This is a genomic window from Mesorhizobium sp. L48C026A00, from assembly GCF_000502375.1.
Classification (GTDB): domain Bacteria; phylum Pseudomonadota; class Alphaproteobacteria; order Rhizobiales; family Rhizobiaceae; genus Mesorhizobium; species Mesorhizobium muleiense.
In genome coordinates this window covers 21440-47453 of the sequence record NZ_AYWU01000003.1, presented here as the reverse complement: position 1 = coordinate 47453, position 26014 = coordinate 21440, and the positions used below count along the sequence as shown (strand labels likewise).

The following is a 26014-nucleotide window of genomic DNA, read 5'->3' as shown; positions in this document are numbered from 1 at the left end:
ACGAGCTTCTCTACCCGAGGAGATCGTCGAACTCCGATCGGACTTATGGTGAATTCGCCCTGTGCAGCCGGCCCAATTTTGTATATTGTCGCCGTCCGCTGGACATTAGTCCTAACTGAGCAAGTGCACGCGCAGTTCGCTCTTTCCGCTCCATGCCGATTAACCTCACGAGGACTCGCCCAAGCCGGGTTGGCGATACGGCCCGTTTTCCTGCTAGCCGCACACCCCGTTCCAGGGCTTCACGCGCCAGATCGGTGCGCGCGGAAAGCGCGCGGTGAGCCAGCATCTGATATGCAATTCCCAATGGAATTTTGTAACTGTCCCACAAGTCGCGCTGGTGCAACTCTGTTTCCAGTTTTTCGAACGCCCGCATGCTTGACCGGATGCGATGTTCCGAGAAGATGTCGCGGCTCATCGAAAGAGCATTCGTGCCGTGCCGGCGGTAGTACGACTCGCCTCCACGCGCGACCGCCAAACGGGTTCCGCGCAGGAGAGCTCGATACATCAGATCTCCATCTTCGTTTGTGGTTAGCTCTCCGTCGAAGCCGCCAAGCCTGTTGAATAACTCTCGCGGCCAAAGGAAGGAACAGCACGGTATCCACTGTCCCAGGAGCCATCCCGCAAGGGGGTCAGGATGTGGGAGCGGGAACGGCACTTCGCCGGCCTCGGCAATCCATGCGCCGTTTTTCTGAACGAGTGTTCTCCACTTGCAACAGGCGACGGTGTCGGGTCCCTCCTTCACGGCGGCAAGCAGCGCCGCCACTGTGTCGGGAGCGATCAGGTCGTCGCAATCCAGGAACAGCAGGTATTCGCCCCTCGATTGCGCAACCCCTGCATTACGGGATCGCGGAAGTCCCTGGTTGGAGTGGCGGATGCCGATTAGTCTATCGGCATAGGAATGTATGATGCTTCCGCTCTGATCCGTTGACCCGTCATCCACCACAACAATCTCAACGTGCGGGTATGACTGCGTCAGAGCTGAATCAATTGCGTCTCGAAGGTACGCCTGTCCATTGTAGCAGGGGATGATGATAGAGACGAGCGGGTCAATGGGCATCGGATCCTCCAAAGTGGGATCGCTGGATGCGACAAGCATACAGCCGCTTCGCGACAAAATCCAGTTAACCTTAACAGGGCGTCCGGGTCGCCTTGCGACGGGTTGTCGGTGCAGCGGTCGATTCTACCATTGGGATGGCCCCAAGCGACGCACAGAGGTAGTCGGAATCTTCCCGAACGACGAAGCCATCGTGCGCCTTGTAGGCGCACCCTGCTCGAACGAAACGATGAATGGGCAGTGCAGCGGGCCAGATACATGACGCTGGAAACGATCAGCCAGATGAGCGATGATCCCCTCATCAGCCTGCCCCCCGTGGCGACACGATCTAACGTGAGGCTTACCATGCATGAAACGCTCTCGCCAAACGCAGTTGTAAGGCCTCGTATCTCTCATGCCGTGATCAAACATTTCCGTGAGCTTGAGGATTCGGTGATCGCTCGAAGTCAGATCGTCTGGGAGGAGCATTGCACGGAATGCGCTTTTCCGACGTGTTATGCGAGTTGCTCGTTCTACACACCGCGGCAGGATTTGCATTGTCGTCGGTTCGCGAAGGGCATAGTGCCGAGCGTTATTGATGGCTTGCAGCTGATGTCGGTGGAGTTCCGAAAATGGGGAAAGCTGGAAGGCGTGGGACCAAACGGCATGATCAAGGCCCGGAGCGCGCGCCGGCGCGCACGCGTTGATCACCTCGTGTCGGAAGTGATCACACGGTACACCCCATCATATCGGCTGTCTAGAATAGCCAAAAACAGGTGGAACGCTCTGAAAACCATGGCTCAGTTGAACTCCTACGAAGCCGAGCCCGACGCTTTTTTGATTGAGGCTTACCGCGACGATGCTGGACCAACGCTTCCATGCACATTGACCATTGTTTCGAAGGAACTGAACAGCGGACTATACCAGACCCGTTTTGAGCTGGTGCAGGGGTATAATCGGGTGTTTGCATCGCGCATCGAAATCGAGGCGCGGGTTGACCTCTCTAAACCTTACTTGATCCAGATTGAGCCCGTCGGCAACACGATAAACCAGGAGATTCTCTTCGGGATCTTGGATTTTGTGCGTCTGCGATCGAGCGCTACAAAGATCAATGAACCATGGAAATCAACCAACCATCTGAGCAAAGATGCGAAGGAAAGGACGGCAAAATGCGTCGTCTGGGATCTCGACAACACATTGTGGCGCGGTACTCTCGCGGAAGACGGCATGGAAGTACTGGTTGTTGACCAGATCACCCGCGACGCCGTTCTCGAGCTCGATCGCCGTGGGATCCTCCAATCAGTGGTCTCGAAGAATGATCCTGAACCCGCCTTTGCAGCGCTAGAGGCGTTCGGCCTTCGCGAATATTTCCTGTTCCCACAGATCAGCTGGGAACCGAAGAGCCAGGCACTGAGGAGGCTGGCCGAACTTCTCGATATTAGTATTGACAGTTTTGTGTTTATTGACGACCAAGCATTCGAGCGAGGCGAAGTGAAAGATGCTTTGCCGACGATAACCGTACTAGCAGACAGCGACAATCTGCTTGACCGACCGCTTTTCGATGTGCCCGCTACGGCGGAGAGCGCCAAACGTCGGTCAATGTATCAGGTCGAAGAGCGGCGTCAGGCCGTGTTTTCGAACTCTGAACTTGACTACATCTCCTTCCTGCGCGGCTGCGCGATCACGATCGACATCGCCGCGCTCTCGACAGGGCATATTGACCGTGCATACGAGTTGTCGCAGCGGACAAACCAGCTGAACGTTTCGGGAAGGCGATATTCGCGTGACGAGATCGAATCCATGCTCAAAAAGGACAGTCGGAGCTGCGGATTTATCTTGCGCTGTGAGGACCGATTCGGAGATTACGGCATAATCGGATTGTGTGTGATCGATCGCCATGCGCCCATTGTCGAATCTTTTATGATGAGTTGCCGCGTTCAGAGGAAGCGGGTGGAGCATGCTTTTTTTGCGTGGTTGTGTCGTTACTTCCATCACCGTGGAGCAAAATCCATATCGATCCAATATCAACGAACGCAACGCAACGTGGCTTCGATAAAAATGCTTGGAGAACTCGGCTTCGATTACCGGGAGCAAGGACCTGAACGGGGCCTATTTGTCCGTGACACGGCCACGCGCTTCCCGGATCACGACGTCGTCATTATCAAGGACGTGACCCGATGAACGGTGCAGTTCCACCAAATTCGCTCTTAAGCAGGGCAGTTAACCGCCTGACGCGAGCTTGGACATGCAGAGCGGTGCGAAGCCGGTTGGCGGCGCCGGTTGCGACTATCACATTCGACGACTTCCCGCGAAGCGCCTGGACTAGAGCGGGGCCCCTCCTCGAGGAGGCCGGCATCCGCGCAAGCTATTTCGTATCGGGTTGCTTCTGCGAACGAGCGCTGGATGGGATTGAGTACTTTCGTCGAGAAGATCTCTTGGCGGTTCACGAAGCAGGCCATGAGATCGGCTGCCATACATTTGGGCATCAACGAGTAAGCAAGCAATCCAGAGAAGCGCTGGGCGCGAGCCTCGACCGCAATGCCGCTTTCGTGCGCGATGTGCTAGGCGACGTTATTATGACCTCTTTCGCGTTCCCGCATGGTGACGCGAGCATTCCCGCTAAGCGCCTGGTGAGCAGTCGATTTGCAGCCTGCCGTGGGATCTGGGCCGGTGTTAACGCGGGGTTGATCGATCTTTCCCAATTGAAAGCATTTGGGCTCGAGGCTCACGTGTTTGCGAGGTATCCTCTCAAAAAGGCCGTTGCTGAGGCGAAGGCAACGAATGGATGGTTGATTTTCTTTACCCACGATGTGACTGACGTCCCGACTCCTTGGGGCTGCACGCCAGACCAGCTAAAGGAGCTCATAGCCCTCTTGACAGATGCAGGTATCGAAATCCTGCCCATGAAGAATGCAATCGGCCGAGTCGCTTTCACGTGAATACCCCTGACACAGGCAACGGCCCTTCTCCTGTGTAGCTTGGGGCACTGTGCCTAACGCAGGATGAGCGATGTGATGAGATTTCTCGCGTTATTACTAGTGTCGGCGAACTCGGTCATTGTTACTTCAGCAATGCCCGACGCTCGATACCCGGCTGCTCTCTAGGCGAAAACGGAGCCGGTCCGGCACAGGTCTCACGAGTGGCCTGCTAGCGCTTGATAGGGTTATGCCAAAGTGGATCGGAGTCTCTAGTGCAAAATGTTCTACGAAGAAGTGTGGCCCGAATTCTTCTCGGAGGTCGCGAGGACAGATTGATTTCGGGTCGCGCTAGCATCCAAATTTGCGAGGTACTACGCCGCCGAAAACAGGACCAAACTAGATTTGATCTCAACAGGTTGTCCAAGAGCGAATAGGCTCCCGACCAATCGATTATCTCGAATTCGGCGTGTTTAAGGGTGAGTCAATAAAAGTAGGCTCTGAGATAAATCATCGTTATCAGTCTCGTTTCATCGGGTTCGATTCATTCGAAGGTCTCCCTAGAGACTGGAACGAGCAGAAACCACGAGGAACGTTTTCCACGCACGGCAACCCTCCGAACATTTTAACGACACGCGAGTTCAATTTGTGAAAGGATGGTTCAACAGTACTCTCCCAGAGTTCACTAAAACGTTCCAGTCAACTGGATTTACCTGGATTCATATAGATTGCGATCTGTAAAGCTCAGGGATGTACGTACTGATCTACCTTGAATATCTTATAAAGCCGGGCAGCTTTATTGTTTTTGATGAGTTCGAGGATCTTACTAATGAATTTCGGTCCTTCTTGGACTTTCAAGAGATCTCAGGAAAACGGTTCGACGTGATTGGCGCTACGGAACACTTCAGTCAAGTAGCGGTCCAGTGTGTAGAGTAGCCGATCCGGCTCGCTCTTCCTACACCGCCTCCTCAGGATGCACGTCGGAGGGGCCACCATGAGTGCCGGGCGGCTCAGAATGGCCGGCGCAACGTCGCCGCCGGCACGGATCGTCGCGTCGCCGATGACGGTTTCCACACTGCCGCAGCCATCCCCGTTCCCATGCGCCACTTCAAGCCGCGCGACGCCCTGCGGCCGTGCCGCTCCGTCAGCCAGGATCGCCAGGGCGCCCGACCGGATCGCCTTGCGCCGCCAGGCAAACAGCTGCTGCGGGTTCAGTCCGTGCGCGCGTGCCACTGCCGAGACATCGGCGCCCGGCTGCACCGTCTCCTCCAGGATCCGCGCCTTCGCCCCGGCCGACCAACGTCGGCGCAGCACCCCCGGGCTCGCTTCGAGGCGAGCAGGCACCGCTGTGGAAGGACCCGGAGGCGACCCTCACATCGGCCAAAGCCTCCCTCCATGCTGCCTCTGTCATGCTCCTCGCCGGCCGCTTGGCACGACAATCGTGAATTTCGGGCCGGACTCTGAGCGTTCGGCAGCTCTGCATCGAGATGGTTCGAGCCAAACGACCAGGCATGCCAGACATCCTGGTCAGCGGTTGTTACGGGCTGCGCTCCGGAAATTGCCGCGGCGCCTCTTTTCCAGGGCGCCGCCCCCTAAATTCTGTCGGCCATCAGGTCCTCTGGAACGGCCAGCAGCCTCGGCACCTTGCTCCCGCAACAGCAAGCTGGCGGCTCCAATTTCGGCACATACAATAAGCAAAGCCAGCCACAATGGTTCGAACGCCCTAAAAAAAGAGCTTTCCATGCCGTTATGCAGCATCGCGAACAAAAAAACCGACAGGCAGAGCCACGCACGCAAGGGTTCCGCACGCGCCACCCTTCCGACGGCGGTCAAGCTGAAGAAGATCGCTGTCGCGAATACGGCGAAGCCAATACTCCCCGTCTGCAATATGGTATCAAGGTATCCGTTATGCGCATGCGGCATCTCGGCAACAAAGCCAGGCGCCTCACGCACGCTGGGCGCGTCAGGTCCAACGAGCCAAAACGATTGGAATCCCCAGCCGAACATTGGCCTGCGTTCGATCATTTCGAGCGCAAAGGACCAGATTTCCGTTCGGCCCGTGAACCCAACATCTCCGAAGAAAAAGAGGAATGCATCCTCCTTGCTGAAGTCCAGAACGTTTGAAGCGATGAATACACCGACTATAAACAGCGACGACAGATAACCCACGAGCGCTGCAGGCGAGAATGGCGTTACGATGGAAGCCGCAATAACAAGGCCGGCAACCGCGGGGCTGAGCAATGCCAAGCTAAGCGACGTCTTCGACTCGCTCGCAATAAGCAATGTGAGCGCGACCACGACCCCGATGCCTCCCCGCAGGCGGTAAATGACGCCGGTCCTACTCACCTGGTGCAACGCAAATATGAATGCGAGTGCCGACACCTGCCCCAACAGGTTCTTTCCAGTGAAAAAGCCCGCATGACCAAATTCGCCTGCTTGCGTCAGGAAAAGGAACGGAAGGTTAAGCAAAGCGGTCAGGCCAAAGCAGACGAAAAGATGATCTGTTGCGATTGGCGTCCGTCGCAATGAGACGATGGGAAGCACGGCGCATACGAATACCATGACTTGCAGGACGTATCTCCTCACGGAGATTTCCGGCGCAATCGACCATGCGACGCTCAGTCCAGCAACCAACAGGTAGCCAATGAACCACATAATGTTTGCGGGCAGCGCAAAATCCAGTAGGCGGCGCAAGCCTGCAGCCAAGCCGATGCAAAGGATGAAAAGAGCAGCCCAGAAAAACTGGTTCTCCGGTCGAGAAATGGCTTCGATGCCTTGAACGGGAAACCAGAACAGCAGTAGGGGAGAAACGATCAGGGAGAAGCTACACGCCAGCGCCGGTGTCAGGGCGTAGATCGAAGCCGCGAAGTCAGCGGCGCGGCCGTGCGCCGGCTCTCTCACCAAGTCATTATTGCTTGAGTCGGATCTCGCATCCGCCATTATGGCCTTCGTTCAGTATTTGCCCATTACGTCATGTCCCAGTGTAATGGACATCCCCACGCGCAAGTGAACGTTCGATTCTCCACGGTACGATACTTGGGAAGCTTTGAGCGGAGGGCGATTCCGCATACTCCTGAAAGCGATACTTCGAGAGATGACTCTCGATAGGGTAAGAGAAAGGATCGATTGCAATGCGGTTCACCTTATTCAAGACAAAGCCGAGAAAATCATTCTGGTTCATCCCTGCCGCCAATACGGCTGAAGTAAGGAGTGAACTGGGTGTTCGAGCCCATTCGACCACAAGCACGAAAGCGTCAACAAACGTGCGAGCGCACAATAACTCCGGCACAGGCGCGAAGGGTGGCAGGTCTACAACGACGATGTCGTAGCTGTCGCGGCATTCGCGCACGAACGATTGGACCCGTACCGCATCTACGACGGGCGTGCCGACCCCGCCCGCGTAAGGAAGAAAATGGACACCCGATTTCATGTTGATTGCGACAGCCTCTGCTATCGTGCACCGTCCCGCAAGCACATCCAGCAGCCCTGTCGTGGCGCCAGGCTCGAACAGGCGAGTTAGCGAGGGCTTGTATGGATTGCCATCTATCAGTAACACGCGACATCCTGCAACCACCGCAGAGCAGGCGAGATTCGACGCTAACGTGGTCGCCCCTTCCCCTGAGATTATCGAGGTCAGGCCGATGATCTGCCCTCTCCCTCGCCGAAGCGCTGCGGTTCTAATGCGCTTCACCACGAAGGCAAGGTCTGACGAGGGCGACAGAGGCGCTCGCATCAGCCGCCGACTTGTGCGGCGTTCTGGCCAAGCTCTATACGGCGTCCGCGGAAACCTCATGACGGCACCCAGATAGGGTACATTCAACAATCTTTCGATCTGCCGCGGGTTTCGAATGGTCTGATCGAGCGCAAAGCGTAGAGCTGCAGCGCCGATGCCAAGGAGCAAACCGAGTGCAACGAAACCTGCCAACAGCAACGTTCGCGTAGGCCCCTCGCGTCGAATCGGCGGTCCCGCAAGGCTGATGACCCTTGCCTTGGTTCCTAAGTCCTTGACGCGGTCGCGGAGCCAAGCGCTTGCATTGGCCGTTGCAGCGGCAGCGGCATCCAGCTGTTGCGCGAGATAGGCATTCAAGATTTCGTTGACAATCCGAGCGGATTTGTCCGCATCCTGAGACCTGAAGATCACCTCGATAACTGAACTCATGCCGACGCGCTTCACAGAGAGCATGTTTTGGAAAGCTTGAAGCGCGACCCGTTCCGACCGCTGCTGTCCTTGCAGCGACCCGCTTCCCAGCCACTCTGCGATGTCACGGAGGGCCACGTATTCGCTAAACGTGTCCAATGTCCGCCGTGCCAGGCTTTTCGCCCCGCTTCCAACAAAATCCAAGTCACGCACCAAGTCGAGGCTGGCAATGACGTGCAAGGCAATCGCATCTGACCGAATGATCTCCACCTGCGTGTCTACAGCCGACACATCAACGTTCGAGACAATTGGAAGCAGCTCCTCGCGGCCAGTTTCAAGACGTGTATTCTCGATCAGGAGGAGGCCGCGTGCGGTGTAAATTGGCCTCTGTTGAAGGACATAGAATACGCCGCAGACCGAGATAACGAGCAAGATGGCCATCACAAGCCACTTCTGAGCGTACAGGATACGCAAAGGACGCAGGAGATCGACAGGAGGCACGTGGGCCAAAGCAACCTCGCGTTCTTCCTCCCGTGTCGATTGTGCCACAATACTGGATTTGTCGATCCGATCCATGTTTCACCTACTTGGAACGACCGGCGGCGCTCTCCAATGCGCCATGCCCGATCCACTGCCGCCCAAGCGCGATCCACCAGCAGAACCGGATTCAGGAGCAACTCGCTCGACACTGATGACATCGCCGGGTTCGACCCGCGCGTCATCGTCGACTTGGAACTTGTGCACGCCCGTCGAATCCTCCCGAACAATCTGATACCGGAATCGCATACTCCGCTGGTCGGCAACGACGCCACGAACCGCCGCCCCGGAGAGCTCCGCCTCCCGGATCAGTTCCTCATGCGTCGCTATCTCGCTTTGCACTTCCACGAGTTCGGCGAGAACCTGCTGGATCTCGGTCGCGATATCTTTTTTTCGATCGTCGGTAGCCTTGGCCAGAGCCAACTCAGTCTGGATAATGGACTGCCGCGCGCGCGTGATTAGAACCTCTACGTCCCTTTGGTCACCTTCTATTTGCGCGCTCAATCGCTCGAGAGTTGCTTGGCGAGGCATCAGTGCGAGCCCTTTCTCTTCCAGAATTCGGCCAGCCTCTAATTCCCGTTGCACTGACTTCTGCTGCTTCTGCAAGCTTTCAATCCGGGCTTCGAGCCCTCCGATCTCCTGCGCATATGTTTCAACCTGTGCGTGCAGGCTGGCTTTCTGGTTATCGAATGCGGTCTTCCTGGCGGTGAGGATCGAGGTCTCTCGCGCGAGTTCTGCCGAGGTCACGCCTGCAAGTTCGCCCGGTTCCTCGAGATTCACCTCGATTATGGCTAGTTCGCGCGTCTCGCTCTCAAGTCGCGCGAGTCGAAGCAGGAGCGCTCGACGTTTGCCCTCATAAATGTTCAGGCTGCCTCTGCTGAGAATGGCGTCCCGTTCCGCTCTTAGCGCCTGAAAATCCGACACGCGATAAGGTCCGCCAGCGATACTAAGGGCCGTCAGGATTCTCGTCCCGGGTCGGTAGGCATACTCCCCTGGGTGCTGCACATCCCCTAAAACGTAGAACGGGCGGTACTGTAGTATGTCGATTGAGACATAGGGCGGTTCACGCAGGTTCTCCTTTTTCTGGAGCCGGCTCGAGATTTCCTTTGCGAGATCGGCGGCGCTGATGCCATCCGCCTTCAGTGTCCCGACCAGCGGCAGCGCTAGAGTTCCGTCGTCTCCTACCGCAAGGTCGTCGGACAGAGCGGGCCATTCATAAACCTTGATGCGAACCTTATCTTGCGGGCCTAGCTTGTAGTCGGCTGCGGCGGCTTGGAATGAAATCGGTACAGCAGCACAAAGCAGCACGCCAAATAAAAAACGACGAACATCTTGGATAGCCATGGATGCAACCTCACCATGTGGCAATCCTGAACCAATCCGGCTCACTGTGCAAATTACATCGAATGCGGCCTAGCCCAAAAAATTCATGGGGGTTGGCGGATGTGGTGCAAGCCGTTGAAATAACGTGGGGATTTTGTTGCTTACGCCGATCCGCGCCATCTCTCGAAGGGACTTGACGAGTAAGGGCCCATTACAGAAGCACTACTTTGGCAGGTTTAGGTGTGGGTGGAGCAAATGGGGCGCTGTCGGAAGGGACATCTTCCGCACGGGCGCGTCAACGAGTGCGGGGATGGCCGTGCGGATTGCCGGCAGGCGCGGTCGGGGCAGCGGTCCGATCGTCTTTCTTCCCCATCTGGCCCCCTGGCGTCGGCGGTCCTGGAGAGAAGGCAATCATGTGATGAGCATGCCGCTGCAGGCTGTTAGCCTGTCCTGCGCTGCAAGGGCCTGATGTCCCGGACCAGCCTCTGGCGCGGTCGTCCATGGGGTGCCCCGGGCCAGGTGAGCCCGACATCGGGGCGAGTAGACCTGAAATGAATAGACCGTATGGTTTATTGCGCGTGTCCGAAAAATGGAATTGGATGATGTTTAACGCCGAGTAAACGGGGGACAAGCTGTGACCAGCCGTATCCCAATTGCTGTCATCGGGTGTGGATACTGGGGTTCGAAGCACGTTCGCATCGCCTTGGGAATTCCATCGGTACGACTGGTATGGGCGGTAGACGTTCGTCAGGATCGTCTGAATTATATTCGATCAGAGTACAATCGCGTGGCTGTGTCGCGGAGTTTCGACTCGATCCTCGCAAGTGATGTTGCTGGAGTGGTTATCGCAACGCCTATTTCGACCCACTTCGAATTGGCGAAGGCGGCGCTGGAGGCCGGCAAGAGCGTTCTGATCGAAAAACCCATGGCTATGACGAGCGCGGAATGCCGCACCTTAATTGCGATTTCTGAAAGGAAATCGCTTATTCTGATGGTTGGACATACCTTTGAATATCATCCGGCAGTGCGTTTTATGGAAGATGTGATCAAGAGGGGAGGTCTCGGCAATCTTCATTATATAAGCTCCCGCCGTCTTAATTTAGGGTTGTACCAATCAGACACCAACGTCCTCTGGGACTTGGCGCCGCATGACTTCTCCATAATTTTTTCGCTACTGGGCAATAGGGTGGAGAAAATCGACGCTTGGGGCTGCGCTCATGTATTTCCCGACGTTGAAGACGTTGCGTATGCAATGGTTAAATTCAGCGGTGGAGTTAAGGCACATCTGCATGTGTCCTGGCTTGACCCTGTGAAGGTGCGGCAAGTCACGGTGGTCGGCAGTGAGGGCATGCTGGTTTTTGACGATGTTCTACCTGCCGAAAAAGTGCGTGTTTATGACAAATGTTTCAAGCCGACCACCACGAATGGCGATTCCTACGCGGACTTCGTTTCGGCGTATCATCATGGAGACGTCCATATCCCCTCGATTGCAGTTGCTGAGCCATTGAAGCTCGAGTTTTTGGACTTCGTCACCGCCATGAGTACCGGCAAGCAGCCGCGCGCGGATGGGCGCTCAGGGCTACGCGTTGTTCAGGCACTCGAAGCGGCCTCCAAGCGAATCCACCATCAGACAATCATTCGAAACGCCGCTAAGACGCCGCCCAGGACAGTCCTGCCGCCGATTCGGAAAGTTGCGGCAGCCCACAACCCGAACGTCTTCAACAAGATCCAATGACTCGGCCGGTAGAACGCCCCGCTCTGGCACGCGGCGTGATCGGAAAGCGCGTCCTTGACGTAGTCCTGGTAGGGATCGCTTTTATAGTGCTCGCACCAGTGTTTCTCGTGCTTGCCCTCGCCATTCGGATTGACAGTCCGGGGCCGGCGATTTTCAAGCAACAGCGCGTCGGGAGGAATGGCAAGATATTCGTCTGCCTCAAGTTTCGCACTATGGTGCAGGGCAGCAGTGACCAAACACATCGGCGTGCCATACAGCGCCTGTGGGCTGGGGAGCGAATATCAGACGACCCTAAGGCTGAGTTTAAGCTGACGAACGATGCTCGTGTCACCTCGGTTGGCCGTTGGCTAAGGCGCACGAGCCTCGACGAGTTGCCGCAGTTGATCAATGTGCTCAGAGGCGAAATGAGTATTGTCGGGCCGCGCCCGGCCATCCCCTACGAAATCGACTATTTTCAGGAATGGCACCACGAGCGCCACTCGGTCAAGCCCGGCATCACGGGCTTGTGGCAGGTCCGAGGACGTGGCCGCGTTGGTCCAATGGAAATGCTCCGGCTGGATGTCGAGTATGTGCGAACGTGGACGCTCTGGACCGATCTCAAGCTCATTGTACTCACTATCCCAGCGATGCTGCGCGCACTGGGGGCACGTTGAAGCAGGAGACTCCGGCGCGAGCGGCTGCGACTGAGGTAGAACGGCCGATCCATGGCGTGGATTCGAGAACTTGGGAGAAAGTGATGGCAATCCCGCTTGTAGATCTCACCGCGCAATATGAGTCTATCAAGCAAGAGGTCGATGAGGCCGTGGCTGACGTTATGAGATGCGCGTGCTTTGTTGGTGGCGAACAAGTCGAGGCCTTCGAGGCTGCTTTCGCATCCTATTGCGGCACACGCTACTCAGTGGGGGTGTCCAGCGGAACTGACGCCCTCCGCATCGCGCTGCAGTCACTTGGCATTGGCCAGGGCGACGAAGTCATAACGGCTCCGAACACCTTCATGGCAACAGCGAGTGCGATCGTGGCGGTGGGAGCAACGCCCGTATTCGTCGACATAGACCCGGCAAGTTACACGATCGATCCGGAGTTGATCGAGCGAGCCCTGACACCCATGACAAAGGCGATAATTCCTGTCCACCTCTACGGCCAGGCAGCCGACATGGGCCCCATCATGGACATCGCGCGCAGATACAATCTTCACGTGATCGAGGACGCCGCCCAGGCGCACGGCGCGGAATATAACGGTCGCCGGGTTGGGTCAATCGGTCACCTTGCCTGCTTCTCCTTCTACCCCGCCAAAAATCTCGGCGCCTATGGGGACGGCGGCGCGATAACGACCAGCAACGAAACTTTGGCAAAGCGAATCCAGCGGCTACGCGACCATGGCCGAGTAAGCAAGTACGTCCACGCGGAGATCGGATCGAACAGTCGTTTGGATACGCTGCAAGCCGCAGTGCTAACGATCAAGCTTGGCTATCTCGACCGCTGGAATGGGCGCCGGCAATTGGCTGCTCAGTGGTATGCCTCGGAATTGTCAGATGCAAACGTCGCTCTCCCCGAGTTGATGCGTGGCCGAACGCACGTTTACCACCTATACGTCGTACAAACCGATACTCGCGACCGCTGCTGCACGCATTTCGAGGCCATGAACATCGCGACCGGCGTCCACTATCCTCTGCCCCTCCACCTCCAGCCTGCATTGGCGTACTTGCAATATCACGAAGGCGATTTGCCACGGGCTGAGCGCGCCGCCGGTCGGATTCTCTCGCTTCCTATGTTTCCCGAACTCACTCGCGGACAGGTCGCCAGCGTCGCCGCGGCTTTGAGGCTGGCAACAGGCGTCGCCCCGGGCCATGGGGACGATCCCGCGCAGACGGCTGTTCTCGACAGTTGGACGGGCACTCCTGGGAGGACAGTTGATGAGCAGGACAAGCGAGTGGGCGGTCGTCCAAACTGATCTGGTCGGCTCCAATGTGACGATCGCCGAGTTTGCGGTCGTGAGGGGCGGAGTAGTGATCGGAAACGACGTCGTTATTCACCCCCACGTCGTTCTCGAACCCGGGGTGATAATAGGAGATGCTGTCGAGATTTTTCCCGGGGCCTACATCGGAAAAGTTCCCAAAGGTCCAGGAGCCCTCACCCGAATTCCGCATTTCGTCCCCCAAGTCAAAATCGGCAGTGGCTGCTCGATCGGGCCGCACGCTGTGATATTCTACGATGTCGAAATCGGCCAGTCGACGCTGCTGGGAGATGGTGCGTCTGTTCGAGAGCAGACTCGGATAGGTTCCGACACAATCATAGGACGTTACGTCACCATAAACTACAACACACTTGTTGGTAATGGGGTGAAAATCCAGGACCACACGTGGCTTGCGGGCAACATGACGGTCGAAGATGGGGTATTTATCTCGGGCGGAGTAGGGACCTCGAATGACAACGCAATCGGGCGGAAAGGATATGACGAGGCGCGCAGCCGAGGTCCATACATCGAACGCGGGGCTGCAATTGGCGTGGGAGCGAATCTATTGCCCGGAACGAGGATCGGAGCGTATGCGATCGTTGGCGCAGGCGCCGTAGTTACAAGAGATGTTCCTGAACGTGCGGTCGTCATGGGCGTGCCCGCACGAGTCGTTTTGAAGGATGGCTACTGACCGAAGGGGATGAGTTGGTCTTTGCCGCTGCATTTCGGCGGGCGACACACGGCACGAGCGCATGATCGGCCTGCTCGTCGTCCTCGTTGGAACGTAGCACGACACCGTTTAGTCTCGTTCAGAGCGTGTCCACGCTGACACATTTCCGAGGAGATAGTTGAAGACGATCAAACCTACGGTGCCGCTATGCCTCGGTAGCGCCATGACCTCGCGCCAACCGACGAGATCTCTTGCCACGAAATACCAGCAGATTGCTATGGCGACAGCCAGAAAGAGCATGCCAATCAAGCTGACGCTGAGCGCGATAATTGAAGCCGCGGCAATTGCAAAAAAAAGTCCGAGCGTTTGCAGTGCAAGCAAGACTGAAAGAGGTGGCACCATTAAATCCACAGCCAGCGCAGACATCTGCAAGGAACGATGCCTAAGCGCGTCGCCCATCAGGCCTGGAACGGCGCCTTTCAACAAGGCAAAGAAGCCATGAATCCATCTCCGTCGCTGCGAGTTGCGTCCTTTCTGCCTCCCGGGAAACTTGCTGGTTATTCGGGCGTCGGCGCAAAACCATGCCGGGACTCCGCTACGGGCCAGCTGAATGCCGAGCAACACGTCCTCTGCGAGATGTGGCGTACCAAGATCGGCCATACGAGTGACGCTCCACGGGAGCGCCATACCCGAGCCCATCAGGTGACAGGGGAAACCAAGATTGGCGAGTCCGGAGGGTCTGACGAGTGTCCGGATTCGCCAGGCGAATTCCGCGACACGCGCACTGCTGTCACTGTCTGGTGGATTATTCATGACATAGCAGGCTTGAATTGCACTCGATCTTCCAACACAGGCGCGCGCCATGCAGGACAGCGCTCCGGGATCCAAAATGCAGTCGGCGTCAAGGAAAACGATGACGTCGCGCGGACCGGTCCGGGCGATGTGTCGGACGCCGGCCTCAAGAGCATACCCCTTCCCTATATGGCTTTCGTCACGCCGGACCACGACCTCAACTCCTGCGGCCTTTGCGACCGCTTCGGTTTCATCGCTGCAGTTGTCAGCCACCACGACCAGCCGGTCGGCAATAGTCAGCTGTTCCCGGGTGCACGAAAGCATTTCCCCAATCACGGCAGCCTCGTCGTGAGCGGGCACAAGGACAACGACGGGCGGACGGTCATCCGCGAGGTGCATCTTTCGTGGCCGCAGGAAGAAACACGCAAATGTCTGCAACAGCAACACCGAAGCAGGAATCAAGAGAACGGTATTGACGAAGATTACGAAGGACACGGCCAATTGTCCGACCACGATCACCCTCCGATGCAGACGCCGTCGCAATGCCGATGGCACAATCCAGCGTCGCCCCGCAATTCCGACGGAAAAGAACCCATGCCCAACGGCTAGTGTAGGCTTCCACCCGAGTGCGCGCTAGCGCAAAATTCCTATGATAGTTGGAGAAGCTGTATGATGTGGAAAGCAGCAGTTATTTTCGGCACTCGACCTGAGGCGATCAAGCTTGCGCCCGTCATTCTGGCATTCGAAAAACATCCTTCAATCGAGACTATTACATGCAGCACGGGCCAGCATCGTGAAATGGTTAGTCAAGTTTTGCAAAGCTTCTGCATCAACCCAGCGGTACAAATGAACATAATGCGGAGCAATCAGACGCTATCTCAGCTTAGCAGCCGACTGCTGGAGGCTATAGACGATTTTCTTCTCGCAAAGCGTCCTGACCTCGTCATTGTACAGGGCGACACCACGACAGCTTTTTGTGCCTCCCTCGCTGCATTCTACCACGCGATCCCGGTCGTTCATGTAGAAGCCGGCCTAAGAACAGGCAATATTCAGGCTCCATGGCCAGAAGAAGCAAACAGAGTCATGATAAGTCGGCTGGCGTCCCTCCACTTTGCACCGACCGAGGGCGCTGCACTGAATCTGTTGAACGAGGGAATACCAGAAGAGTCGATATTGTTAACTGGAAATACCGTTGTAGATGCGCTTCTGTTCGCGTCTGAAATGGTTAAACAAGTGATTCCACCGGTTCCCGGAATTCCAGAAGACTTGCTCGATGGAAGGACACCCGTCGTACTGATCACCGGCCACCGCCGGGAAAACTTTGGCCCACCCTTTCGGCGAATTTGCCAAGCGATTCTTTCTCTCTCCGCCCGTTTCCCGAACTGTCACTTCGTCTACCCCGTTCATTTGAATCCGAACGTAAGGGCGCCCGTTACGGAGATCCTTGGCGAAAGGGGAGAGCGTCCGAACATTCACCTTATCGAGCCGCTTGCGTATCTTCCCTTTGTTCGGCTTTTGAAAGCGTCGGCTTTGGTTCTGACAGATTCGGGAGGAATCCAGGAGGAGGCTCCCAGTCTGGGTAAGCCTGTGCTCGTGATGAGGGATACCACAGAACGGCCTGAAGCTATTGCATCCGGAGCAGCGGAATTGGTTGGAACGGACACGTCACGGATCGTTCAGGCTGTAAGTTCCTATCTGGAAGATGCGGAGCGGTGCAGACCGAAGCCGTGGGTTCGCAGCCCTTTCGGCGACGGAAAGGCTGCAGATCGCATCCTAACCAGGTGTGTCGAGTTCCTCGATCGGCGTTAACCTGACAGGTGCCGGTGCACATCCGGGTTAGCAGGACGATACCGAGCACACTTCAGCTCAGTGATCGACCCTGCAGCGTAAGCGGTGTTTTTGATCGTAAGCGTCCGGTGGACCTTACCTATAAGTTCGGCTCTGATGGTTGCGCCGAGCTTGGTGTCCGTGAGGCGCGTAAGGCCGCGCCACATGACGGTGTTGCCCGGCGGCGGGTCGCTGGCACGCGCGAGATAGCCACCCAATCGCGCGATCTTGACCAGATAGCTCGATAAGGTTCCGGCATGGGAGGTGGTCGGATCCTTGTCGGGAAGAAGATGATCGAGGAGCTTCATTTCAACGTCGGTTATTGCGAGATCCGGTTTAGCGTGCGGCTGTGAGCGGTTGATCATGGTCATACAAAACATCCGCCAAGCCAGGATGCGGAAGACAGCAATGGGCTTCACGAGGCGCTCGGCAGTTCGCAGCCGTGCCGCTTCGGCTTTGCAACCGGATTTCATGAGCGGCCGCTTCGCCCGACCTGTTCATTGATTCAGGTGTTTGCGGCTGCGTCAAGAGCATGGGCGCGAGCATTGTGTTTTCGCATGCTTTCTCCGGTGAGTTGAAGGCGGTGAGCGTTGTGAACGAGGCGATCCGGCGCTTACCTCGCTACCGGACGCGCCAAGCACCCTGCCGAAGGCAGACCCAAAATTAGCGGACCGCTCGTCCAGGCGATGCGGGACAAGCTGAAGCGAGCGGGACGACGAACCCGATACAGGCTCAGAAAGCAAGTCGTCGAGCCGGTGTTCGGACAGGTCAAGCAGGCAAGAGGGTTCAGGCAGTTCCTGCTGCGCGGCATCGAGAAAGTGAAAGCCGAATGGGCGCTGATTGCACCGCCCAAAACCTCACCAAGCTCGCCCGAGCGGCCTGAACCGGCTGTCGTTCAGCCAACAGCCCTATGCCGGAGCTATCTGGACTGGCTCTAGCACAAGACATCACCGTGAGGGCGCCGGTCGGCGCAATGAGGCGCGCGCAGAAAAAGCCGCCCCGAAGCGGCCTGTCTGAAGTTTCTTTCATGTCCGTATTTTGTATTAACCGAAGAAAGACTCGATGCGAAGTCGGGAATTGTCATCACGTGTCAACAAGGTCTCAATCAGCAAACCGCGTTCTTGCGTAATGTCAATAGGCCTAAGCCTTGTGAAGCCGACGCCCGGGACGACTTCCTTGTAGACAAGCTCGAAATGATTCGAGTAACCCGCGTTGATGAGCTGACGCTTTATAGCACCAAGATCAAAACCGCCTGCCTTGAGCGATTCGAAGTTGATCTCCATTGCAATCAACGGAGAATGTTGTGTTAGTACATCCTGCATTCCATCGAATATAAGCGGCTCCGCGCCCTCTGCATCAATCTTTATAAAAGTTATTCGCTTTCCGTACGATAGGTTTTCATTCAATATTGAATCTAACGTTTTGGACTCGACCTTGATTATCCCTATGACCTCTGCCGCAGCGAGATAATTCGGGAAACTACTGGTGTTTCCGAGCATTTGAGTTAGCGAGAGATCGATGTGTCCCGTCTTGTCACCGAGGGCGACAGGGAAAACCTCGATTTGCTCGAAACCATTCCTGTCGCGATTGACCGCCAAAGCTTCGAATGCCCTCGGATCTGGTTCGAAAGCAAGCACCCTTCCGGTCGCCCCTACCGCCTGCGCGAGGAGGCAGGTCACATATCCCTTATGAGCGCCAACATCAATGCAGACTTCGCCCGGCTTCACGGCCGCCTTGATGATGCTGCGCAATGCTGGTTCCCACATGCCGCCCGTCGCAACAATCTCGCGATCAACGAACTGGTTCGGGTCCAGCATCATCCAAAAACCATCGCTGGTCTTAACCCATTTCGGGCTTGTGAACCCAACCAACCGGTAGGTTCGAATTGCGTGACAAACCGCAGCTTTGACCGGTCGCACCGCTCGGATAAGTGCACGTGCCGCCATTGGTCGCCCTCCAGAGGACGCATTGCCGCATCAGACCTGCTTAGCCGTTCGTTGTCAAACTAGATGCCGCAATGGGCCGGCGCTCCTCGAAGGGATCGTCGAAGTCGTCTGGATATTGAAAGTAAGAACGGTGCTATCGGTCTTCATAGCGTATCGCCCCTTCGGGAGGTTCTGGCAGGCTTTGTCACCCGCCTGGATACGCCGCCTTCCTCAAACCGTCTTCACCCAGCTTCCGCCATAGCTCCCGACAGGTTTGGCGATGCGTTCGCGGAAGCCGGGCAGCCAGTATGGGCTGTAGGCGAAACCTATTGCGCAGCGAGTTCGCCCCAAACCACACGCATCGGCTCAGGCTCGACATAAGCTCAACTGCGTGTCAAAATCATTATGCGGTCGGGCATATTTCAATCAGAGAGCGCCCAAATGGCATTGCATGCAAAGCCTTTGATACGCGCGCTTCTCCCTACTTCGGTCCGGCGGAGAGCACGTTCTGCGCTCAATCGGCTGATCTGGGCTCGCTCGGGGCTTAGCGTCAAGAGTGGAAGCGAGTTGGCCTTCTGGCAGGGCTGGTTTTCTACGCACGGAATAGAGCCGGAAACCGATTATTACCGTGCATTCATGCTGGCAATGGGGGGACTTGCCGATGCGGAGTTTTTCCGGGAAAAGTCGTGCATCGACATCGGGTGCGGTCCTAAAGGCTCGCTTACTTGGCTGGACGGAATAGCAAAGCATGCGATCGGGATTGATCCGCTGGCGTCGAGATACGAACTATTTAATATTTCTAGTCACAATATGCTCTATATCGCAGCACGTGCCGAGGAGTTGCCACTTCGTAGTTCCTCTGCCGATGTCGTCTTCAGCATGAACAGCTTAGACCATGTCGACGATTTGGAACAGGCATGCGGTGAAATTCGACGTGTACTTAAACCGGGCGGGCATTTCATCGGCAGCTTGAACCTTGATGAGCCTGCAACGCCGACCGAGCCCTGGACGCTGACCGAAGACTATCTAGAGCGCCATCTCTTCCGGGGCTGGACACCGGAATTTAGGCGCGTCTGCCCTCGTTTAGACTCCGAGGAGCATTGGGGCCCATACCGCTACATGTTTGAACGACCTCCTTTGACCATGAACAATGACGGTCCCCGAGCCTTGTGGTGTCGCTATCGGAGCGATGGCTCCGAGGGGGTTGAAAGAGGTGGGACAAAAATGGGCAAAAAATCCAAGTAAATCAACGGCCGCAAAAGCCGATGGTGGGCCCGGAGGAGGTTTGGGAACCATGAAAAAGCAAGTACTTGGAAATCAGTGGGACTGCCGAGTGTTCAAATCTGCTCCAATGTTTTTCAATGTTCTGTCACACTATAACGATCAACGCCTCGCTCAGATTGACGCGTGAGCGAGGAAATCCTGCCGGTATTTCAGTCGCACATGGGGGGTCGCGGTAGCGTCACTTCTCTAATTGCAGAGTGCATCCTTCACGATTGTCACACCACAGCAGCACGCTTCCGATAAGGTGCTTGACCGGTTCGACCGCACCCTCGTTCGCGCCATACATGCGCCGCTCTACCGACGATCTTTTTTTCCAAACTGCAGGAGAGACGTGCGGACGTGCGGTTGTCACGTCCCAGTGCTATGCGGGTGGTGCAATGGTGCAATAGCGTTTTCGGAGTGTAGCAAATGTCCAATCTGCCGATTTCATCGAAGCCTATATCGCCGCCTATAACCGCAGAATGAGAAGCAGGTCGGACCTCAACGCGGGAGCGGCCCTGTTCCTCCCGACACAACCGCCGCACGTCGGGATGCGCAATGGCTTGTCAGATCCGCTTTGGCTCGAGCGCATGGCGATGCCTACGCAGCGGATAAACGCGAGATGTGCGTTCGCGCTCCCCGGTTAGCCGCTTCCTTGTCAAGATTGACGATGTTCGATGTTTGTTCAATAGCAAGCTGTCGGTTGTGGTGGTCAGTACAAAAAATTGATTTGTGCGGCACACCCGCTGCCTAGATGTTACGGACTTCGCATGAAGGACCGATTACGAGGGGTAACCATGGTTCACACTGCACGCCTCCGCCACGATTCTCTGGTCGCCCCCTCCAGCAGAAACGTCCCTGCAAAATGGCTCGCCGCCGCGGCCTTCGCGGCGATCGGCTTGCTCGCGGCCCCGGCCGCACAGGCGCAGGAAGCGCCTCCCGCGCCCGTCGTCACGGTAGCCAAGCCGCTGGTGCGCGATATCGTCGAGGACGATGAGTTCGTCGGCCGTTTCGAAGCTGTCGACCAGGTTTCGCTGCGCTCCCGCGTCGGCGGCTATCTCGACCAGGTCCATTTCCAGGACGGTACGCTGGTAAAGCAGGGCGACCTCCTGTTCACCATCGACCAGCGGCCGTTCAAGGCGGCGCTGAACCAGGCGCAGGCGCAGGTCGACTCGGCCAAGACCCTGGTCGAATTCAGCAAGATGCAGTTCGAGCGCGCCGAGACCCTGTCGCGCGAAGGCAACATACCGGTTTCGACACTGGACGACCGCCGCCGCGAATATCTCGCCGCCCAAGCGCAACTGGACGGCGCGGAGGCGGCACTTGAAAACGCAAGTCTCGATCTCGAATTCACCGAGATCAAGGCGCCGTTTTCCGGCCGGGTCGACCGCCGGCTCATCTCGCCGGGCAATCTGGTGCAGGCCGACCAGACCGTGCTGACCACCATCGTCTCGATCGACCCGATAAACTTCTATTTCGACATCGATGAGCGGACCTACTTCTCTTATGCGCGCGACGCCCGCGAGCGCGGCGGCGTCATGCAGGAAGGCGCCGGCGGCGTCGATGTTGTCGTCCGTGTCGCCGACCGTGATGAAGCGACGTTCAAGGGCAAGCTCGACTTCGCCGAGAACCGTCTGGACCAAGCTACCGGCACGATGAGGGCCAGGGCGCGCTTCGACAACAAGGACGGCGTTCTGCAGCCGGGCATGTTCGGCCGCATCAACGTGCCCGGCTCGTTGCCGCATCCGGGCGTGCTTCTGCCTGACGAGGCGATCGGCGCCGACCAGAACCGCCGCATCGTCTTCGTTGTCGACCAGGCAGGCCTGATCTCGGCCAAGCCGGTCCGCACCGGCCCGCGCATCGACGGCTATCGCGTTATCCGCGAGGGCCTCACCGGCGAAGAGACAGTGGTAATCAACGGGCTGGTGCGAGTGCGGCCGGGCGTCACCGTCAAGCCCGAGATGACCAAATTGCCGCCCAAGGTTGAAGCCGAAGGGCAGACGCAATGAACTTCGCCCATTTCTTCGTCAACCGCCCCATCTTCGCGGCGGTGCTGTCGATCGTGCTCGTGCTCGTCGGCGGCATCGCTTATACGCAGCTTCCGGTCGCGCAATATCCCGAAATCGCGCCACCGACCATCGTGGTGCGCGCCTCCTATCCGGGCGCCGACGCCGAGACGGTCGCCGCGACCGTGGCGACGCCGATCGAACAGGAAATCAACGGCGTCGAGCACATGCTCTACATGTCGTCCTATTCCTCCGGCGACGGCTCGATGTCGCTCACCATCACCTTCCGCCCCGGCACCGATCTCGATGCGGCGCAGGTGCTGGTCCAGAACCGCGTCTCGATCGCCGAAGCGCGCCTGCCGGAAGAGGTGCGCCGGCTCGGCATCACCACGGCGAAAAGTTCGCCCGACCTGATGATGGTCGTCCATATGCTGTCGCCCGACGACACATATGATCAGCTTTACGTCTCGAATTATGCGCGTTCGCGCGTGCGCGACGTCCTGCTGAGACTGGACGGCGTCGGCGACGTGCAGATCTTCGGCGAGCGCGAATATTCGCTGCGCGTCTGGCTCGACCCGGAAAAGCTGTCCGCCTACGGCATGACCGCAGGCGACGTAGTCGAGGCGCTGCGCGACCAGAACGTCCAGGTGTCGGGCGGCTCGATCGGCGCGCCGCCGATTGGCGACGGCTCGGCCTTCCAGTATACGGTCACCACGCAAGGGCGCTTTGAAGACGCGCGCGACTTCCGCTACGTCATAGTCAAGTCGGCCGAGGACGGCCGCTTGATCTCCCTGCAGGACGTGGCGCGCATAGAGCTCGGCGCCAGGGACTACGTCACCAATTCCTATCTCAACAACAAGGCGGCGGTGGCGCTCGGCATCTTCCAGCGGCCGGGCACCAATGCCTTGGCCTCGGCGGAAGAAATCCAGGAGACCATCGCGAAGCTTTCGGAGGATTTCCCGGAGGGGCTGGCCTACGAGATCATCTACAATCCGACCGAGTTCATCGCCGAATCTATCAACGAGGTCTATGTCACCATCGCCGAGGCGATCCTGCTGGTGGTGATCGTCATCATGGTGTTCCTGCAGTCATGGCGCATGGCGATCGTGCCGATCGTGGCGATACCGGTCTCGCTGATCGGCACGCTTGCCGTGCTGCTCGCCTTCGGCTTCTCGCTCAACATGCTCACTCTGTTCGGGCTGGTGCTGGCGGTCGGCATCGTTGTCGACGACGCCATCGTGGTTGTGGAAAATATCGAGCGGAACATCCGGCTGGGGCTCGCTCCGCGCGCCGCTGCGCACAAGACCATGGATGAAGTGGGAAACGCGGTCCTCGCGATCTCGCTGGTGCTGATCTCCGTCTTCGTTCCGGCGGCTTTCATTCCCGGGATTTCCGGCCAGTTCTACCTGCAGTTCGCCATCACCATCGCGGTCTCCACCGCGATCTCCGCATTCAACTCGCTGACGCTTTCGCCGGCTCTCGCTGGCGTGCTTTTCAAGCCGCACAGCGAGGAACATTCGAACTTCTTCCTGGCAAGGTTCGGCCGCGCTCTGGCGAACGGGTTCAACAACGGGTTCGACAGGATGGCGGACGGCTATGCGTGGCTGGTGCACAGACTGGTCGGCACGACTCTGGCGCTTGCCGCCATGCTGCTCGTCTTTGCAGGCCTGCTCTACGCGACCTATCACATGCTGCAGACGGTGCCGCGCGGCTTCATCCCGAACATGGACCAGGGTTATGCGATCGTCGTCGTGCAATTGCCGGAGGGCTCTTCGCTCGCCCGAACGGACGCAATCATCCAGAAGGCGTCGGATATCATCCGCGAGACGCCGGGTGTCGCCAACGCCGTCGCCTTCGCAGGATTCAACGGCGCGACATTCACCAACGCCAGCAATTCCGGTGTGATCTTCGCGCCATTCAAGAGCTTCGAGGAACGGCTCGAGAGCGGCGATACTTCCGACAAGATCATCGGCACGCTGTTTGGCAGCCTGCAAAGCATCCAGGAGGCCTTCATCATCGCGCTGCCGCCGCCGCCAGTGCGGGGCATCGGCAACTCCGGCGGCTTCAAGATGATGCTCCAGGAGCGCAACAGCGCCGACATGCGGCCGATTCTGGCGCTGGCCAACGAAATCGCCGGCAAGGCCAACCAGACGCCCGGGTTGATGGGCGTCTTCACCACCTTCTCGGCCTCCAGCCCGCAATTCTTCCTGGCGATCGACCGCGACAAGGCGCGCATGCTGAACGTGCCGATCCCCAACATCTTCGAGACGCTGTCGATCAATCTAGGCACCGCCTACGTCAACGATTTCAATGCCTTCGGTCGTGTCTACCAGGTGCGGGCGCAAGCCGACCAGGCTTTCCGCATCGATCGCGACGACATATTGAAGCTGAAGGTGCGCTCAGCGGCCGGCGACCTGGTGCCGCTCGGCACACTGATCGAGATCCGCGACGTCACCGGTCCCTCGCTCGTGCAGCGCTACAACATGTATGTCTCCGTGCCGCTTCAGGGCAATGCAGCGCCTGGTGTCGCCACGGGCACGGCGCTCGACCTGATGGAGGGGGTCGCAGCCGAATCGCTGCCGCAGGGCACTTCCTTCGAATGGACTGAACTCGCCTTCCAGGAGCGGCAGACCGGCAACACGGCGGTCTTCATCTTCGGCCTGTCGGTTCTGTTCGTCTTTCTGGTGCTCGCCGCGCTATACGAAAGCTGGATTACGCCCTTCGCCATCGTGCTTATCGTCCCGCTCAGCGTACTGGCCGCCCTCTTGGGCGTCGCCTTCCGCGGTCTCGACAACAACATCCTAGTGCAGATCGGGCTGATCGTGCTCATCGGCCTGGCGGCGAAGAACGCGATCCTGATCGTCGAATTCGCGCGCCAAGGTGAGGAGCGCGGCCTTGACGCCGTCGAGGCGGCCGTCGAGGCCTGCCGGCTGCGGCTGCGGCCGATCCTGATGACGGCGTTCGCCTTCATCCTGGGCGTGGTGCCACTAGTGATCGCCAGCGGGCCTGGCGCGGAAATGCGCCAATCGCTCGGCACGGCCGTGTTCTCCGGCATGCTGGGCGTGACGTTGTTCGGCCTCTTCCTGACGCCGGTCTTCTACGTTGCTCTGCGCAGGACATTCCGGCGCAGGCGGCCTGAAGCCGGCCCGACCCTGGCTTCCGAGAGCGCGCAGCCGAGTAGACGCCGAGCCGATGAGGCGCCGGGTTCAGGCTGAAGCCGGACCGGCGGGTTCCTGGATCTCGCGGAGGGATGGATCGGCGATCCATCCCTCGAGCGGATCGAGATGTTCCGGCGCGCCGTATCGCTCGCTTCGCATCGTCCACGCCCAGGCCGTCTGGATCGCGCAGAAAAGCGCATCGAGCCGATCGCCGCTGGGGTCGTCGGCCGACCGACGAACAGGAGCAAAAATAAAATAGAGGATAGAAACAGGCACAAGATCGCTTCTCCTGCCCTTGGATCGTGGTCAGGCGACAACATTCAATCTGAATACGGCGGGTATAGCGGAGCTCAAGTGGCCCACTTTAGATAGACGTCGGCCATAAATTATTGATATTGAGCGACAATGGTGGGCCCGGACGATGTCTAAGAATTATTGATTTTATTGGTTTTTTCGTGGGCAAGTTTCGAAAAACCCTCTCGCATCGTTCCGTATTGCTCCGCGATTGATGGCAACGTCGAGCTATTCACTCCTGGTGGCACCATGCACGCTCAATGGCCGGTTGCCGTAAGCCGCGTGCCAACCGTCGTCACGGCGCTCACAGAGAGACGACTTGCTACCCCAGAGTTAATCAAACCCACAACAGTTGGTTGTCGCCTTCTCCACCAATGTCATGAAGCTTGATCCTGCTCTGAAGGACTCAGGAAGCATATCCGATCGCTTATGCATACGTGCGGA

At 57.7% G+C, this 26014-nt stretch carries 19 protein-coding genes and 2 pseudogenes; 12 read left to right on the top strand and 9 right to left on the bottom strand.

The window, feature by feature from the left end; genetic code table 11:
- Positions 1-43 precede the first annotated feature (43 nt).
- On the bottom strand, positions 44-1057 hold the full coding sequence (locus tag X738_RS80725) for a glycosyltransferase family 2 protein (protein WP_023797577.1): 1014 nt from the start codon (positions 1055-1057) through the stop codon (positions 44-46).
- 142 nt (positions 1058-1199) lie between these two features.
- On the opposite strand from X738_RS80725, the pseudogene X738_RS84550 reads away from it, so the two are divergent.
- From X738_RS84550 to X738_RS49825, 3 genes and pseudogenes are all read left to right on the top strand, one after another.
- Positions 1200-1375 (top strand): annotated as a pseudogene (locus tag X738_RS84550) (transposase); the annotation flags it as partial.
- Between the two features lie 24 nt (positions 1376-1399).
- Positions 1400-3214 (top strand): HAD-IIIC family phosphatase, encoded by a 1815-nt coding sequence (locus tag X738_RS86820; RefSeq protein WP_306454933.1) that lies wholly within the window; start codon positions 1400-1402, stop codon positions 3212-3214.
- On the top strand, positions 3211-3972 hold the full coding sequence (locus tag X738_RS49825; RefSeq protein ID WP_031254305.1) for a polysaccharide deacetylase family protein: 762 nt from the start codon (positions 3211-3213) through the stop codon (positions 3970-3972). Before X738_RS86820 ends, X738_RS49825 begins: the two co-directional genes overlap by 4 nt.
- 840 nt (positions 3973-4812) lie before the next feature.
- Here X738_RS49825 and X738_RS88975 read toward each other — a convergent pair.
- The 4 genes from X738_RS88975 to X738_RS49810 all read right to left on the bottom strand — a co-directional run bounded on the left by X738_RS88975 (position 4813) and on the right by X738_RS49810 (position 9967).
- Entirely contained in the window at positions 4813-5262 is a 450-nt protein-coding gene (locus X738_RS88975; RefSeq protein WP_023797574.1) for a transposase, read from the bottom strand.
- A gap of 213 nt (positions 5263-5475) precedes the next feature.
- Positions 5476-6888, bottom strand: a complete 1413-nt coding sequence (locus X738_RS0140720; protein WP_023797573.1) for an O-antigen ligase family protein — start codon at positions 6886-6888, stop codon at positions 5476-5478.
- Positions 6889-6919: 31 nt separating this feature from the next.
- A complete protein-coding gene (locus X738_RS49815) occupies positions 6920-8662 on the bottom strand; it encodes a Wzz/FepE/Etk N-terminal domain-containing protein (protein WP_023797572.1) in 1743 nt (580 codons plus the stop codon).
- Between the two features lie 3 nt (positions 8663-8665).
- Entirely contained in the window at positions 8666-9967 is a 1302-nt protein-coding gene (locus tag X738_RS49810; RefSeq protein ID WP_023797571.1) for a polysaccharide biosynthesis/export family protein, read from the bottom strand.
- Between the two features lie 613 nt (positions 9968-10580).
- Here X738_RS49810 and X738_RS0140715 point away from each other — a divergent pair.
- The 4 genes from X738_RS0140715 (at position 10581) to X738_RS88300 (ending at position 14326) form a co-directional block, all read left to right on the top strand.
- Entirely contained in the window at positions 10581-11681 is a 1101-nt protein-coding gene (locus tag X738_RS0140715) for a Gfo/Idh/MocA family protein (RefSeq protein WP_084833628.1), read from the top strand.
- Positions 11682-11716: 35 nt separating this feature from the next.
- Positions 11717-12334, top strand: coding sequence for a sugar transferase (locus X738_RS49805; RefSeq protein WP_236390440.1), 618 nt, complete (start codon positions 11717-11719; stop codon positions 12332-12334).
- An 83-nt stretch (positions 12335-12417) separates the two neighbouring features.
- Positions 12418-13632 (top strand): DegT/DnrJ/EryC1/StrS family aminotransferase, encoded by a 1215-nt coding sequence (locus tag X738_RS49800; protein WP_023797568.1) that lies wholly within the window; start codon positions 12418-12420, stop codon positions 13630-13632.
- A complete protein-coding gene (locus tag X738_RS88300) occupies positions 13595-14326 on the top strand; it encodes an acyltransferase (RefSeq protein WP_023797567.1) in 732 nt (243 codons plus the stop codon). Before X738_RS49800 ends, X738_RS88300 begins: the two co-directional genes overlap by 38 nt.
- Positions 14327-14434: 108 nt before the next feature.
- Here the strand turns inward: X738_RS88300 and X738_RS49790 are convergent, their stop codons facing one another.
- Entirely contained in the window at positions 14435-15610 is a 1176-nt protein-coding gene (locus X738_RS49790; RefSeq protein WP_023797566.1) for a glycosyltransferase family 2 protein, read from the bottom strand.
- A 156-nt stretch (positions 15611-15766) separates the two neighbouring features.
- Between X738_RS49790 and wecB the strand changes: the two genes are divergently transcribed.
- The gene (wecB, locus tag X738_RS49785; RefSeq protein WP_023797565.1) at positions 15767-16906 is read left to right on the top strand and encodes a non-hydrolyzing UDP-N-acetylglucosamine 2-epimerase; all 1140 of its coding nucleotides are present in this window, start codon (positions 15767-15769) and stop codon (positions 16904-16906) included.
- Here the strand turns inward: wecB and X738_RS0140710 are convergent.
- Positions 16903-17295 (bottom strand): hypothetical protein, encoded by a 393-nt coding sequence (locus X738_RS0140710; protein WP_156942555.1) that lies wholly within the window; start codon positions 17293-17295, stop codon positions 16903-16905. The genes wecB and X738_RS0140710 overlap by 4 nt on opposite strands.
- 228 nt (positions 17296-17523) lie before the next feature.
- Between X738_RS0140710 and X738_RS81720 the strand changes: the two are divergent.
- A pseudogene (locus X738_RS81720) lies at positions 17524-17807 on the top strand (transposase); the annotation flags it as partial.
- Between the two features lie 160 nt (positions 17808-17967).
- Here the strand turns inward: X738_RS81720 and X738_RS49780 are convergent.
- Positions 17968-18870 (bottom strand): FkbM family methyltransferase, encoded by a 903-nt coding sequence (locus X738_RS49780; RefSeq protein ID WP_084833626.1) that lies wholly within the window; start codon positions 18868-18870, stop codon positions 17968-17970.
- A gap of 546 nt (positions 18871-19416) precedes the next feature.
- Here X738_RS49780 and X738_RS49775 point away from each other — a divergent pair.
- The 3 genes from X738_RS49775 (at position 19417) to X738_RS49765 (ending at position 25333) form a co-directional block, all read left to right on the top strand.
- Positions 19417-20094: a class I SAM-dependent methyltransferase gene (locus X738_RS49775; RefSeq protein ID WP_198032775.1), complete on the top strand. Its 678-nt coding sequence runs from the start codon at positions 19417-19419 to the stop codon at positions 20092-20094.
- 815 nt (positions 20095-20909) lie between these two features.
- Positions 20910-22121, top strand: coding sequence for an efflux RND transporter periplasmic adaptor subunit (locus X738_RS49770; protein WP_023797560.1), 1212 nt, complete (start codon positions 20910-20912; stop codon positions 22119-22121).
- Complete coding sequence (locus tag X738_RS49765; protein ID WP_023797559.1) at positions 22118-25333, top strand: efflux RND transporter permease subunit; 3216 nt, start codon at positions 22118-22120, stop codon at positions 25331-25333. The genes X738_RS49770 and X738_RS49765 overlap by 4 nt, the downstream gene beginning before the upstream one ends.
- Here the strand turns inward: X738_RS49765 and X738_RS49760 are convergent.
- Entirely contained in the window at positions 25325-25552 is a 228-nt protein-coding gene (locus X738_RS49760) for a hypothetical protein (RefSeq protein ID WP_023797558.1), read from the bottom strand. The genes X738_RS49765 and X738_RS49760 overlap by 9 nt on opposite strands.
- Between the last annotated feature and the right edge of the window lie 462 nt (positions 25553-26014).

What these genes read in the sequence shown, in the direction of transcription:
- X738_RS80725 (WP_023797577.1), bottom strand. Translation starts at nt 1,057, where the DNA reads ATGCCCATTGACCCGCTCGTCTCTATCATCATCCCCTGCTACAATGGA.
- X738_RS86820 (WP_306454933.1), top strand. Translation starts at nt 1,400, where the DNA reads ATGCATGAAACGCTCTCGCCAAACGCAGTTGTAAGGCCTCGTATCTCT.
- X738_RS49825 (WP_031254305.1), top strand. Translation starts at nt 3,211, where the DNA reads ATGAACGGTGCAGTTCCACCAAATTCGCTCTTAAGCAGGGCAGTTAAC.
- X738_RS0140720 (WP_023797573.1), bottom strand. Translation starts at nt 6,888, where the DNA reads ATGGCGGATGCGAGATCCGACTCAAGCAATAATGACTTGGTGAGAGAG.
- X738_RS49815 (WP_023797572.1), bottom strand. Translation starts at nt 8,662, where the DNA reads ATGGATCGGATCGACAAATCCAGTATTGTGGCACAATCGACACGGGAG.
- X738_RS49810 (WP_023797571.1), bottom strand. Translation starts at nt 9,967, where the DNA reads ATGGCTATCCAAGATGTTCGTCGTTTTTTATTTGGCGTGCTGCTTTGT.
- X738_RS49800 (WP_023797568.1), top strand. Translation starts at nt 12,418, where the DNA reads ATGGCAATCCCGCTTGTAGATCTCACCGCGCAATATGAGTCTATCAAG.
- X738_RS88300 (WP_023797567.1), top strand. Translation starts at nt 13,595, where the DNA reads ATGAGCAGGACAAGCGAGTGGGCGGTCGTCCAAACTGATCTGGTCGGC.
- wecB (WP_023797565.1), top strand. Translation starts at nt 15,767, where the DNA reads ATGATGTGGAAAGCAGCAGTTATTTTCGGCACTCGACCTGAGGCGATC.
- X738_RS0140710 (WP_156942555.1), bottom strand. Translation starts at nt 17,295, where the DNA reads ATGACCATGATCAACCGCTCACAGCCGCACGCTAAACCGGATCTCGCA.
- X738_RS49780 (WP_084833626.1), bottom strand. Translation starts at nt 18,870, where the DNA reads ATGGCGGCACGTGCACTTATCCGAGCGGTGCGACCGGTCAAAGCTGCG.
- X738_RS49770 (WP_023797560.1), top strand. Translation starts at nt 20,910, where the DNA reads ATGGTTCACACTGCACGCCTCCGCCACGATTCTCTGGTCGCCCCCTCC.
- X738_RS49765 (WP_023797559.1), top strand. Translation starts at nt 22,118, where the DNA reads ATGAACTTCGCCCATTTCTTCGTCAACCGCCCCATCTTCGCGGCGGTG.